Origin of the sequence: Nibrella viscosa (genome assembly GCF_039541875.1) — a bacterium.
Taxonomy (GTDB): Bacteria; Bacteroidota; Bacteroidia; order Cytophagales; family Spirosomataceae; genus Nibrella; species Nibrella viscosa.
The window spans coordinates 786,270-799,494 of the sequence record NZ_BAABHB010000001.1 but is presented as its reverse complement, the minus strand read 5'-3'; the positions used below and the strand labels follow the sequence as shown (position 1 = coordinate 799,494).

The 13,225-nt window shown below is 53.6% G+C and carries 7 protein-coding genes; 3 read left to right on the top strand and 4 right to left on the bottom strand.

The features are described from left to right. Positions 1 to 39: 39 nt before the first annotated feature. Positions 40 to 963 (bottom strand): SMP-30/gluconolactonase/LRE family protein, encoded by a 924-nt coding sequence (locus tag ABD931_RS03460; protein WP_345263973.1) that lies wholly within the window; start codon positions 961 to 963, stop codon positions 40 to 42. Positions 964 to 1,339: 376 nt separating this feature from the next. Here ABD931_RS03460 and ABD931_RS03455 point away from each other — a divergent pair, with 376 nt between their 5' ends. The 3 genes from ABD931_RS03455 (at position 1,340) to ABD931_RS03445 (ending at position 9,478) form a co-directional block, all read left to right on the top strand. Further along, a complete protein-coding gene (locus ABD931_RS03455) occupies positions 1,340 to 3,790 on the top strand; it encodes a TonB-dependent receptor (protein WP_345263971.1) in 2,451 nt (816 codons plus the stop codon). A gap of 80 nt (positions 3,791 to 3,870) precedes the next feature. After that, positions 3,871 to 7,299 carry a DUF7133 domain-containing protein gene (locus ABD931_RS03450; protein WP_345263969.1) on the top strand — a complete coding sequence of 1,143 codons (3,429 nt, stop codon included), beginning with the start codon at positions 3,871 to 3,873 and terminating at the stop codon, positions 7,297 to 7,299. A 7-nt stretch (positions 7,300 to 7,306) separates the two neighbouring features. Continuing rightward, positions 7,307 to 9,478, top strand: coding sequence for a hypothetical protein (locus tag ABD931_RS03445; protein ID WP_345263967.1), 2,172 nt, complete (start codon positions 7,307 to 7,309; stop codon positions 9,476 to 9,478). A gap of 8 nt (positions 9,479 to 9,486) precedes the next feature. On the opposite strand, the gene ABD931_RS03440 is transcribed toward ABD931_RS03445, so the two are convergent. The 3 genes from ABD931_RS03440 to ABD931_RS03430 form a co-directional block, all read right to left on the bottom strand. Further along, positions 9,487 to 10,011 (bottom strand): DinB family protein, encoded by a 525-nt coding sequence (locus tag ABD931_RS03440; protein WP_345263965.1) that lies wholly within the window; start codon positions 10,009 to 10,011, stop codon positions 9,487 to 9,489. Between the two features lie 159 nt (positions 10,012 to 10,170). After that, positions 10,171 to 11,562, bottom strand: coding sequence for a T9SS type A sorting domain-containing protein (locus ABD931_RS29430; protein WP_502258372.1), 1,392 nt, complete (start codon positions 11,560 to 11,562; stop codon positions 10,171 to 10,173). A gap of 34 nt (positions 11,563 to 11,596) precedes the next feature. Then, positions 11,597 to 13,183 (bottom strand): M4 family metallopeptidase, encoded by a 1,587-nt coding sequence (locus tag ABD931_RS03430; RefSeq protein ID WP_345263961.1) that lies wholly within the window; start codon positions 13,181 to 13,183, stop codon positions 11,597 to 11,599. Positions 13,184 to 13,225: the final 42 nt, after the last annotated feature.

The following is a 13,225-nucleotide window of genomic DNA, read 5'->3' as shown; positions in this document are numbered from 1 at the left end:
GTGCCTGCCTTCTGCCAGGCACCGGGGGCTTTTTATTGGCTATTTCACCCCCCTCACCTGCATTGGCACGGTGTACACCGACTCTGTTGCGGTGATGAACAAGGTTTTACGGTCTTTGCCGCCAAAGGTCACGTTGGCGGTCCACCGCGACGGAACCGGTATGTTCCCAATTTTTTTGCCGTTCGGGTCGAAGATGGTCACCCCTTGCCCGGTTACATACACATTTCCCTGGCTGTCGAGCGTCATGCCGTCGGAACCCATCGGGGCAAACAGTTGGCGGTTGGTCAGCGTACCGTCTTTGCTGATTTCGTATTTGTAGGTCTTGCGGTCGCCAATATCAGCCACGTACAGGTATTTGCCGTCGGGCGTACCAATAATGCCGTTGGGCTGTTTCAGATCGGTAGCCACCGGCAGCGGCTCTTTCCGGCCTTTGGGTAAGAAGTACACGTGCTTTCCTTCCAGATCCGGCTTTTTCCGCTCCCACCAGTCCCGCTGGTAATAAGGATCGGTGAAGTAAATATTGCCTTTGGGGTCAATCCACAGGTCGTTGGGGCCGTTCACCTTTTTTCCCTGATAGTCGCTCATCAAAACGGTCACTTCCTTTTTCGGGCTGATGGACCATAGTTCATTCTTCTCGTCGGCGCAGGCAATCAGGTTGCCTTTTTTGTCGAAGTACATGCCGTTGGAACGGCCGGTTTTATCCATGAACAGCGACAAATTACCGTCGGTGTCGTACTTCCAGATTTTGTCGTTGGGCTGATCGGTGAAGTAGATATTGCCTCTTTTATCGGCTGCCGGCCCTTCGGTAAACGAAAACTGGCTGGAGACCCGCTGCACCGTAGCGCCGGGGGCCACCACCCGGACAGAATCGGGAATAGGCCCACTGGTTTGCTGGCTGAAGGCTGTTATAGAAGCGGTGAGAATCGTTGTAGCAACGAGACTTGCTCTGCAATAGTTTTTCATGATTAAGGATTTAACGTACATTCGATACAGGAATTGAATTCTTCCGGAGCTGGGTTTTGCTGCTCAAAAATAAGCGCATTACGTAATGTAACGATGTTAAGAGTCAAAAAAGCATTAATAACGCTGCTGATGGTAATCATCTGGCTCATAACGTTGGCAATCGGTATCAATGCAATGAGTTTTAAGGGAAGGGCCGCTATACTCTTAACAGGTATACTGGTCAATGGGATTCTGGGGCTAGCTTATAGCTGGCTGGCCAAACGCCCGGGCAGCGTACGAGAATGGTTCAAATTATAACGTTGGGCGCATCTAAACTGAGTAAAATCAGCGGTAGGCGGTGCTTTCTGATTAAAGAAAGTAACGCTTTATTCCTGTAATGTCTTTGAAAACGACTACCTCAACCCGCGTCTCATTTGCCTTTGTCTTTCTCCTGATTTGTGCATTGCTTACGGGCTCCACCCTATACGCCCAACCCGGCAATAAATTCAAACTGATCGGCAAGGTACTGGATGCCCAGACCAATGCGCCACTCGCCTACGCCAATATCCGGCTGTTTACCAGTGCCGATAACAAGCTGGTGACGGGAGGCATCACCAGCGAAACGGGCGAATTCGCCCTCGATGCTCCAGCGGGCAGCTATTACGCCCTGCTGGATTTTATGGGCTACAAAGCGCACAAAACAGAGGCCATCACGCTGGCGCGGGGCAGCGCTCCCTTCAACCTGGGTACGGTTAAACTCACCTCGACCGCGAACACGCTGGAAGAAGTGGTGGTGCAGGCCGAAAAAAGTTCAATGGAACTAGCGCTGGACAAACGAATCTTCAACGTGGGCAAAGACCTGTCCAACGCGGGCGGCACGGCGGCTGATATTCTGCGGAACGTGCCTTCCGTGGCCGTCGATGTGGAGGGTAATGTCAGCCTGCGTGGCAGCAATAGTGTGCGCATCCTGATCGATGGGCGGCCTTCGGGCCTGGTCAGCCTTAAAGGCGGCAGTGGGCTTCAGCAGTTGCAGGGCAGCATGATTGAGCGGATCGAAGTCATCACCAACCCCTCGGCCCGCTACGAAGCCGAAGGCATGGGCGGCATCATCAACATCATTCTGAAAAAAGACCAGAAGCAGGGATTCAACGGCTCCTTCGACATCATTACCGGCAACCCGGCCAATTTCGGGGCAGCTGCCAACGTCAACTACCGTCGCAGGAACCTGAATTTCTTTGTCAACTACACGGCCTCGTATCGTAATACACCCGGCCGGAGCGACCTCTATCAGGAGCTCTACCGCAATGATTCGACCTTTATCACCCGCCAGAACTCGACTAGCCGCCTGACCGGCCAGAACAACAACGCCCGGGCGGGTATCGATTATTATATCAATCCGAAAAACGTCCTGACGGGTTCTTATACCTGGCGTATCAGCAAGGGTAAGCGGTATTCGGATATCCGCTACCGGGACTATGTGTCCAACACCAACAATCTGGTCGGTATTACCCTGCGTACCCAGGACGAGACTGAAACGGAACCCAACTCCGAATACGTCGTCAGCTACAAACGAACCTTTACCCGTCAGGGTCACGAACTCACCGCCGACGTTCGTTACCTCGACAACTGGGAAAGCTCAGATCAGTACTTTACGCAGAAGACGCTGAACCCCGATGGTAGCCCCTCGAAAATCCCCGCTCTCCTGCAACGTTCGCTCAACGACGAAACCGAAAAGCAATTCCTGTTCCAGGTGGACTATGTGCAGCCGTTTGCCAAAGACGGTAAGTTCGAGGCCGGCCTGCGCAGCAGTTCCCGCGACATGACGAACGATTATACTGTTCGGGAGCAAACCCAGGACGGCGGCTGGCGGCCCCTGCCCGGCCTGACCAACGATTTTCTGTACGAGGAGAATATCCACGCCCTGTACGGCATCATCGGCAACAAAACGCACAAACTCTCCTACCAGGCTGGTCTGCGGGCCGAGTGGACAGGGGTAACCACCACCCTCCGGCAAACCAAGGAGGTGAACCCCCGCAGCTACGCCAACTTGTTTCCGAGCGCGCACGTCACCTACAATCTGCCCCGGCAACATGCCCTGCAACTAAGCTACAGCCGCCGGATTCGCCGGCCGCAATACAATGACCTGAGCCCGTTTATGACCTTCAGCGACAGCCGCAACTTTTTCAGCGGTAACCCCGACCTGAATCCGGAATTTACCAACGCCTTCGAAGTCGGCCACATTAAATACGTTGAAAAAGGGTCGATTAGCTCCTCGTTGTATTACCGCCATACCAACGGCAAAATCATCCGCATCCGGCGCGTCGACGACCAGGGCAATGCCAATACCCGGCCGGAGAACCTGGCAACGGAAGACTCCTACGGTGCCGAATTTACCGGTTCGCTGGCTCCGTACAAATGGTGGAAGCTGGACGGCAGCTTCAACTTTTTCCGGGCCGTTACCAACGGCGGTAACCTGGATGCGCGCTTTCAAAGTGATACCTACAGTTGGTTTACCCGCATGACGTCGCGGTTTACGGTCTGGAAAAACGCCGATTTTCAGTTGCGGGGCAACTACGAAGCGCCCCGGCAAACACCCCAGGGTTTTGCCAAAGCCATTGCCACGCTCGATCTGGCCTTCAGCAAAGATGTGCTGAACAACAATGCCACCATTACCCTCAACGTCCTGGACGTGTTCAACTCGCGCCGGTTCCGGTCTATCACCGAAGGCGGTAATTTCTACACCGAAACCAACTCACAGGGCCGGTTGCGGCAAATTAACCTGACATTCAACTACCGCCTGCGGCAAGCCAAGAAAAAAGTTCGGGAGAACAGTGAAGGCGAGTTTTAGCCGTCGCTACACCCACTTTTTTGTAACTTGCGTAGCGCCCAACGGCGTGTAGCACTGACCGCCCTATTTAACTGGATACCATGAAAAAATTTAGTGCCACCAAACCCATCGTCAAACGAATAGCCTGGTCGTCGGCCCTGTTGGCCGTACCCGCCGTTATGCTGGTTGCGTTTAAAGACGATCCGATCAAAAACCGGATCAAACGCATGGTTCCGGCTGAGGCCGCCCAACTGGCCAAAAATATCGAAGCGCTGGTGACGCCCGAACTGGCCCAGGGCCTCTCTCTGAACTTATGGGGCGTCGACTCCCTCGTGGCCGATCCTATCGCCATCAATATGGACGATCTGGGCCGGCTATTCTACACCCGAACCAACCGCCAGAAAAACTCGGAATTCGACATCCGGGGGCATCAGGATTGGGAGATTGAATCCAACCGGCTGCAGACCATCGAAGACAAGCGGGCCTTTCTGCGCAACGTGCTCTCTCCAGCCAACAGCAAAAAGAACGAATGGCTCAAAGACGTGAACGGCGACGGCTCGCACGACTGGCGCGACATGACCGTGGAAAAAGAGCAGGTTTTCCGGCTCCGGGATACCGACGGCGACGGCGTTGCCGATGAGTCGTTCCTGGCCGTCGAAGATTTCAACGATGAAGTCACCGATGTAGCCGGGGGCGTACTGGCCAACGGCAAAGACCTGTACGTAGCCGTCGGGCCTGACCTGTGGCGCATGACGGATACCAACGGCGACGGTATTCCTGACCAGAAAAAGTCCATTTCGCACGGCTACGGTATTCACGTGGGCTTTAGTGGCCACGGCATGTCGGGCGTGAAGATGGGACCGGACGGCAAGATCTACTGGCAGATCGGCGACATCGGCTTCAACGGCAAAGGCCCCGACGGTCAGAAATGGGAATACCCGAACTGTGGCGTGGTGGTGCGCTCGAATCCCGACGGCAGCGATTTTGAAGTGTTTGCCTATGGAGTGCGCAACACTCACGAATTTGCCTTTGACGAATATGGCAATATCATCAGCGAAGACAATGACGGCGACCATCCCGGCGAAAAAGAGCGGTTAGTGTACATTGTGAATGGCTCCGACACCGGCTGGCGCAGCAACTGGCAGTACGGTAAATACCGCGACCCGCTCAACAATACCTACAAAGTTTGGATGGACGAGCAGATGTATAAGCCCCGGTTTGAAGGACAGGCGGCTTACATTACGCCGACCATTGCCAACTTTGTGAGCGGTCCGGCCGGCTTTCTCTACAATCCCGGTACGGCCCTGAGCCCTCAGTACAAGAACACCTTCTTTGTGGCTGAATTTGTGGGTAACCCCGCCCGCTCGGCGGTGCATGCCTTCAAGCTGAAGCCCAAGGGCGCTACGTTTGAACTGGGTGAGCAAAAGAAAATTCTGGGCAATGTATTGGCAACGGGCATCGACTTCGGTCCGGACGGTGCCATGTACGTAGCCGACTGGATCAACGGCTGGGACACCAAAGATTACGGCCGCATCTGGAAACTGGATGATAAGAACGCTGCCGCGTCGCCCGAACGCCTGCTCACCAAAAAACTCCTGGCCGAGGACTTCACCAAACAATCGGAAGCGTACCTGGGCGACCTGCTGAAAAACCCGGATATGCGGGTCCGGCAGAAAGCGCAGTTCGAACTGGCGAAGCGGGGAGCCAAAGGAGCCGATGTATTTGCGGCCAATATCCAACAGACAACGCATCAACTGGCCAGAGTACACGGTATCTGGGGCATCAGCCAGTTGGCCCGGCAAGACAAGAAGTATGCACAACTGCTGCTGCCGTTACTCAAAGACAACGACCCGGAAATCCGGGCGCAGGCCGCTAAGTGGCTGGGCGATGTACGCTACAAGGAAGCCGGTCAGGCACTTATGCCGTTGCTGAAAGACGCTAATGCCCGCGCCCGTTTCTTTGCCGCCGAAGCTCTGGGCCGCATCGCCTACGAGCCGGCCGTTATGCCCATTATCCAACTGCTGGAAGCCAACAACGACGAAGATGCGTACATCCGCCATGCTGGGAGTCTGGCCCTGGCCCGCATTGGTAAAGCGGAGCCGGTCGTTGCGCTGGCCAAGAGCCCATCGCGGGCGTTACGCATTGCCGCCGTGGTTGCGCTCCGGCGCATGAGCCATCCGGGCATTGCCAACTTTCTGAGCGATGCCGACGAGTTTGTGATGACCGAAGCGGCACGGGGTATCAACGACGATCTTTCTATCAAGGACGCCCTGCCCGCGCTGGGCAATGTATTAGCCACTACCCGCTTCACGAATGAACCGCTGATTCGCCGGGCCATCAACGCCAACCTTCGGGCGGGTACGCCCGAAGCCATGCAGAACCTGATCAGCTATGCCGCCAAGGAAAGCGCTCCCGTTGCCATGCGGGCCGAAGCGCTGGATGCCCTCAGCACCTGGGCGAAACCGTCGGTACTCGACCGGGTAGACGGCCGCTACCGTGGCCCCATCACCCGCGACCCGACAATGGTGAAAAGCAAAGCTGCCGACACCTACATCGCGCTGTTGTCCAGCCCGGAACTCCCGTTGCGGCTTAGCGCCGTAAAAGGCATCAGCCGGTTGGGCATGACGCAGGCAGCTCCGCAATTGTTCGCCAGCCTGAAAAACGATAAGGAAGCGGGCGTACGTATTGAAGCCCTGCGGGCGCTGGTCGCGCTGAACGATAAGGAAGTCAGTAAAGCCATTGAGCAGGCACTGGCCGATCCGGAGAAAAGCGTTCGGGTAGCCGGCCTGGATCTGGTCACCAAAACGAGTATGGCCAAAGACCGAATGGTAACGCTGCTGTCGGACGTTATTAAAACTCGTACCACCGAAGAGAAACAGGCGGCTTTGCTGACGCTTGGTAAGATACCGGTGCAATACTCGCAGAAGGAGTTTGATCAGTTATTAGGACAACTGGCTGCCGGTACGCTGCCGGCCGATATTAGTCTGGAACTGGAAGAGGCCATTACAAGCACCAAATCGTCGCCCCTAATTGCCCGGCACAAGGCCTTTATGTCCAAACTGTCGCCGGATGCGGTACTGGCCTCCTACAAAGGCGCTTTATCGGGCGGTGACCCGAACCTGGGCCGGCGTATTTTCTTCCGGCACCAGACCGCGCAGTGTATCCGGTGTCACTCCTACGATGACCTGGGCGGCAATGCCGGTCCGCGCCTGAACGGCGTAGCCAGCCGACTAAGCCATGAGCAGTTGCTGGAAGCGGTGATTAACCCCAGCGCCCGCCTGGCCCCCGGCTTTGGTACGGTCACGCTGCAGCTCAAAGACGGTAAAACGGTGAGCGGCATCTTACAGGGCGAAAACGCGACGGAAGTGCTGGTAAAAGTAGGCGACCAGCCGGATATGGCCGTTAAAAAAGACCAGATTGCCAAACGGACCAACGCGCCATCGAGTATGCCGGATATGAAGTACCTGCTGTCGAAGCGGGAAATCCGCGATGTAGTGAGTTTCCTGGCTACCCTGAAAGACGATAAATAACTGCTTTATGAGAGCGTTTTGGTTCCTGTTGCTGCTCAGTAGTGTTGCTTATTCCCAGGTAAGTATCCGGCACGATGCAGGACAGGAACCAGTCGTTTATGCCGTTGGCAAGCTCCGGAAGGCATTCGCCGAAAAAGGCGAAAAGCTTGTCCCTGCTTCAACAGGCGCGTCCACGAACCTGCCCTCAGTCTGGATAGTTGCCGATACAGCTCTTCCAGTCGCGCTGCGCCCATATCTCGCCCAAAAAGAACTGGACGCGCTACAGCCGGAAGGCTTTGCCTTTCGATGGCTGGATGGCCGCAAAACGCTGGTCATCCTGGCGCGTGATGCCGTGGGCGCGCAGTATGGCATTCTGGAACTGGCCGAACACCTGCAAACCAACGGAACGTACAAGACGCTCGCTGCCAAAACCGAGAATCCGCACCTGACTTACCGCATCGTTAAATTTAACCTGCCGTGGTCGCCCTATCGCAATAGTCCGGCCACTACGCTGCACACCGAAACCTGCCGGGACCTTCGTTTCTGGGAAGCTTTTCTCGATATGATGGCCGCGAACCGCCTGAACGTGCTGTCGCTCTGGAATAACCATCCGTTCCCGTACATGATCCGGGCCACTAATTTTCCGGCGGCAACGCCATTTACAGAACAGGAGATGAAAGACTGGCAGCAGTTCTGGAAAAGCCTGTTCCGGATGGCGAAGCAGCGGGGTATCCAGACGTTTGTGGTAAACTGGAACATTGTGGTATCGCCGGAGTTTGCCAAAGCCTACCACACGCAGGAATACAACGACCGCTCCGAACAGGTAAAACGCTACACCCGCGAGTCGGTCACTCAACTGATAAACGAGTACGACGATCTCACCGGCATCGGCGTCACCCTCGCCGACTGGATGGGTACGTTCGACGGAAAAATGTCGCCCCAGGAGCGCGAAGACTGGATTGAAGAAACGGTAGTGGCCGGTATGAAAGCTGCCAAACGCCCCGTTAAATTTTTGCATCGGTCGGTGTTGGCGGGTGATCCTATGGCGATGCGGGGCGTAATTGATCGGGCCGGGCTGACAGAGCCGGCGCTGGTCGAGATCAAGTTTAACTGGTCGCATGGTCACTCTACCCCAACCCTGGCCATCACCCATGATTATCATTCCGGCAAGCTGGACGAACGGTTCTGGACCCCTAAACCCAGCAACTACCAGATTCAATGGATGATCCGCAACGAAGACTTCTTCATCCTGCGCTGGGGCCAGCCGGACTTTATCCGGCAGCATATTACCACCAATACCCATGACTATGTAAACGGGTATTTTATCGGTTCAGAAGGCTACATTCCGGCGGCAGACTACTCGCACAAACCGTCTGCGGTAAAAACCTGGCAGTATGCATTCGAAAAGCAGTGGCTGTTTTACGCCCTGTGGGGCAGGCTTCTGTACAATCCAGCCACCCCCGATTCCATGTTTGCTTCGGCGTTCGACCAGCGCTACGGTAAAGGTATAGGTCCCTCCCTCCTGCAAGTATATAAACTGGCCAGTAATATGCCCCTGCGGCTGGCATCTTTTCACCGGTCTACCTGGGATTATACGCTCTATTCCGAAGGGTTTATCGAGGCAGAGCCCTCAGATTCCAAAGGGGTATTTGACCGGTCGTCGCCATTTATCTCCATCAACGAGTTTATTCACCACGAGACACTTGACCCGCAACTCCTTTCGATTCCCGCGTATGTCGCACTGGTCAATCAGAAAAAACCGGCTCCTGCCGGCAAGTTAACCCCGCTGGATCTGGCCGACGCGTCAGAAAAAGATAGTCAGCAGGCGTTGACCTTAGTGGCCTCGTTGCGTAAGCGAGTGAATTCCCGTTCCGGAGCGCTGGTTTCTGAACTGGACGATGCCGCCGTCTGGAGTTACCTGGGCCTGTACCTGGCCGATAAGTTGCGGGCAGGGGTGGCGCTTGAACTATACCGCACAACCGGCGATCCGGCGCAAAAGGCAGCGGCCATTCGCCAACTGGAAGCGGGCTTAATGCACTGGGATCAGGTGGTGGCGCTGACCAAAGACCGCTATGTACCGACGCCCCACGTCACCACCCAGAACTACGGAAAAGAGTATACCCACTTCTCGTGGGAATCGCTTCGGCCGCAGGTTGTGCGCGACGTTCAACTGGCGCAGGAAACGACGTTCAGGCCATAAAACAACCACTACGACAAGGGTGTGCGGGTTAGCACCCGCACCGTGACCAGCAACTGCCCCAAATGCCGCATAGTATGTTCGGCCGAATGAAACAGCAGCCCCAGTACCGTGGAGGGAATCTGCGCCCGTCCTACGCCCCGCACCGCCGTCAGTGTCTGCTCGTCGGTAGTCCGCAACTGCGCCAGCGCTTTATCAACCTGCGCATTGAACAACCCGACCAGTTCCGGAACGCCCAGAGTGGTTTCGGTTGGGTGGCCTTCGGCTTTCAGGGCTTTTAGCTGCTCGTCGGTGAGCATTTCCCCACGGGCGTAGGTAAAGAGCCGGTCCAGCACGCCGGTCAGGTGTTGCAGGTGAAAGCCCGGCGAGGCCAGTCCGGATGGTTTTTCGTACAACAATTCGGCCGGAAAATCCGCCATAAGGGCATTCAGTTCTTCGCGGGCCTGGAGCAAAGCATGGGCTACCGGTTGCAGCAGCGTGGGCATATCGGGCAGCGGTCCGCGCAGCCATACTTCACGGGTATCGGTTGAGTTCATGGGATTGGTTTGTAGTCTGAAGTTTATTGATGGTTTGAGGTTATACGTTGTCCCTTTAACAAGCGATTCCGAATATAAGATTTTACGAAATCATGAATAAAACAACGAGCCTGCTCCGGTATTGGAGCAGGCTCGTTGCAAACGAAAACAACAGAAACTTTATTCCTTAAGCACTTTTTGTATAATCCGTTGCCCATCCATTTTCACTTCCAGCATATACATTCCCACCGGCAAAGGTGCCACGTTCAGCACCCGCTCATTCCGTCCGGCCTCGCCCGGATAGGTTTGCTGCTGTACTACTTTGCCCTGCATATCCAGTAACCGCACAGGCACCGATTGCGCTTTCAGCAAGTCAAAAGTTACCGTTAGTTCATAGTGAGCCGGGTTTGGTCGCACCCGAATCAACATAGGCAGTTCGGCAGGTACTTCGGGCACCGGTGCGGCCTTGCGGGCTCCGTTGGTCGAGAAGAAAATGGCACCATCAGGCTCGTAACCCTGTAGGTAACCGGGCGGTGGCGTCACCGAACCCGGTTTCGACAGCCCGTACCAACTCGACTCCCCCGCATTCAGACAGGCTCTATACTGCTCTACATTGGCGTCTTTAGTAAAGTTGTCCCAGAAATTATCCCCACGCGGTAAATATTTATCGTTGGACGAACCTTCAAAAGCCGTGACTAACCCACTTATATTATTTGGAAACTGCCGTATCTGCACAACCAGGCCGTTCCAGGTGCCTACACGTCGGGGCGTACTAAAATCACAGGGATTAGCCACGTTACCATTACTGAAGTAGATAGCGCCATCGGCTTCCTGCCCTTGTATATAGCCAGGTGGTGGGGTGAGGCCCGCCGGCAGGCCGAGTCCGTCGTAGCCGGTAGTTCCAGCATTTAAACAACTTTGTAGATTAATGGCATTCGGGTCTTTATTGAAATCGCTCCGATCCCAAAAATTGTCGCCACGCGGAAAATACTTGTCTACCGAGGACCCGGTGATAGCCGTCACCAATACGTTTTTACCGGAAATCTGCCGGATTTGTACCGTTAGCCCATACCACGTTCCCACATACCTTGGACCGCTGCTGAAATCACAGGAGTTGGAGGGCGGACAGCTTATGTTAAAGTTATAAGTTTTAACCGGTGCATAACACCCAAACTTGGTTGCCCTTACCGAATATTGATAGGTACCAGAGCTATTGGGTGTGGTGATATTCACTGATGATGGTCCCGAATAAGTGGCTAAGTTTGGCCCCGTATAGGAATAGCTCACCCCGTCACAAGCTCCTGACTGGCCCATGCAATAGCTGTTCAGCGTAATAAGCTGATTACAGGTTGAAGGGGAGTTGTTGACCACCTGCAGGATTACATCAAAATCACAGTCAGGATTACAGCGGTACGTGGGAGCAAGACCGGCGACTGTCCAGGCATCGGCAACCGCTTTTTGCTGAGGAGAGCAGCCGCCAAACAGAGTTTCAGCCGCTATAAGCGTTGCATCGCGGGCATCGGTGTATCTTGATGTCTGTTGCAAATAATAGCGTAATGCTCTATAAACTATGTTAATTGCATCATTAAAACCAATGGGTGTTATATTATTCCCATTGGGTGGGTGTTATATTATTCCCATTGGGGCCCTGCCCAGTACAAAGCGTATGAAACCATTTGTTCATAACACCACTGTTAATGTGTACACCACAGAAGTCATTAAATTGATTACAACTTTGTGTAACTGGTAACCAATTTGGTCCTAAGTAGATTTGAGGCTGGGCAGCTTGGACAGGGGGAAATGCCCGTGTTGGATTAGCCATGTCCCGAAATTGATACGTATCTTCGGCTAAATCCCAATTCCAGTTATTGGGGAATAAATATCGCTCAAATGCGGTGCCGAATATGTCGGAAATAGATTCATTCAAGGCACCTGACTCTCCTATATATTCGAGGTTAGCATTGAATTGTGTCAGAGCATGAGCATATTCGTGTCCTAACACATCTGCCGTGACCAATGTCCTTCCCAAATCAGGATTAGCGTTAAAAGGACCTAAGGGGGCGAAGCCGAACACTAGTTGGTCAACACGATTCCAAAAAGCGTTGACCTGCTCACCAAACGAAAGATCAACCAAAACTCTTGGATAAGCCCCTTGTCGATTATATCCGTTCTGGTCAGGAGCAAACTGCTGTACAAACGTGTGCATACGTTGTGCAAGCCAATGTGCCGTAGTAGCGTTCTGTACGTTTGTCCCCCAATTAGTACCCGCATTGGTTACATCGGGGTTCGATACCCAATTCCCTGTCTGATTTACATCTCTACGCGTTATCAATGCTCCGTTTTGATGACTTAATCTGTACTGATTAGCACCGATTAATTCGGTCTCGAACGTGAGCTGACTTTGGCCATCTAAGTATCGGTTCCAACGGGGAGCAAATGTTGAGGCTACTTTCGGTGCAACTAAAGGCTTCAACAAAGTCATACTGCTCGATTTGGTACTGGCTGAATGTACATGAACTTGGGGAGTGAGGCTGAAGCATTTATGTACGAGTGGGTCTCGCCGAACGATTTCGCCTGAGGTAGCATCTACATAAACCCGATAAGGTTCAGCAACAAAATCTTTGCTGCTCTGCGGGCGAATATCAAACGCATAACAAAGTTTATAATTTTGGTTTAACTCCTCCCCCTGTACGCGTGCGATAACCAATTGCCCTTTGGGGAACCTATCTTTTGTACCTAAATTATCAGCGTTAAGTTTTAAATTGGCTAGCGCTAAATCGAGTGCCCTGTTCTCCGGCATCGGCCTACTCAGGTCTAAATTTAGATTTTCGACCATGCGGCCATGTGCTACTTCAAGCCGTTTTGCCTTTGAGTGGAGAGAATATTCAACGCCTTCGACTGGGACGTTTTTGTAGTAGAGTAGATACTTCTGATGGCGAATTTCCTTGAAGTCAGTTTCGTCCTGAACCAGTTGCATCCTGTAGCCTTCACCCATGCCAATGTTCCTGGCAAATTTGTCGAAGTACGTGTCGGGGTCAATAGGAGCAATATCCCGACGGAAATGAAGCCATCCGTTATCGGATGCGTTGGTGGTTAATTCACGAAAGGCTTTGTCATCCTCCCGGAGGTATTTGGGCTTAAATTTTTCCTGTGCCCATGTATAGTGAGGGAAAATCACCCCCCCAATATCCAACTTAACAAATAGAGTAAAAGGGATTTTTTCATGATCTTGTAT

What these genes read in the sequence shown, in the direction of transcription:
- ABD931_RS03460 (WP_345263973.1), bottom strand. Translation starts at nt 963, where the DNA reads ATGAAAAACTATTGCAGAGCAAGTCTCGTTGCTACAACGATTCTCACC.
- ABD931_RS03455 (WP_345263971.1), top strand. Translation starts at nt 1,340, where the DNA reads ATGTCTTTGAAAACGACTACCTCAACCCGCGTCTCATTTGCCTTTGTC.
- ABD931_RS03450 (WP_345263969.1), top strand. Translation starts at nt 3,871, where the DNA reads ATGAAAAAATTTAGTGCCACCAAACCCATCGTCAAACGAATAGCCTGG.
- ABD931_RS03445 (WP_345263967.1), top strand. Translation starts at nt 7,307, where the DNA reads ATGAGAGCGTTTTGGTTCCTGTTGCTGCTCAGTAGTGTTGCTTATTCC.
- ABD931_RS03440 (WP_345263965.1), bottom strand. Translation starts at nt 10,011, where the DNA reads ATGAACTCAACCGATACCCGTGAAGTATGGCTGCGCGGACCGCTGCCC.